Origin of the sequence: Flavobacterium nitrogenifigens (assembly GCF_003254565.1) — a bacterium.
Taxonomy (GTDB): Bacteria; Bacteroidota; Bacteroidia; order Flavobacteriales; family Flavobacteriaceae; genus Flavobacterium; species Flavobacterium nitrogenifigens.
In genome coordinates this window covers 1-277 of sequence record NZ_QJRI01000049.1, presented here as the reverse complement: position 1 = coordinate 277, position 277 = coordinate 1, and the positions used below count along the sequence as shown (strand labels likewise).

General features: G+C 48.4%; 1 protein-coding gene. It reads left to right on the top strand.

The genetic code is table 11. The features are described from left to right. Positions 1 to 277, top strand: a 277-nt coding sequence (locus DM397_RS00210) for an HYR-like domain-containing protein (RefSeq protein WP_204251836.1), incomplete at both ends; no start/stop codon positions are given.

Genomic DNA, 277 nt, shown 5'->3' with positions numbered 1-277 from the left:
TGGTTCTCTAGATGTAACCTTGGAATGCAGCGATGCAGCTGGCCTTGCCACAGCACAGGCTCAGATCCCAACAGCTTCCGACCTTTGCGACTCTGATGTTTCAAACATCACAAAAATAAGCGGACAGTTTGTGGCTTCTGAAGGATGCGGAAACGCTGGAACTTACACCAACACTTGGACCGTAAAAGACGACTGCGGAAACACATCTGACACTTTCACTCAGGTGATTACCATTCAGGATACAACTGCTCCTACTTGGACAACTGCTCCAACAGCT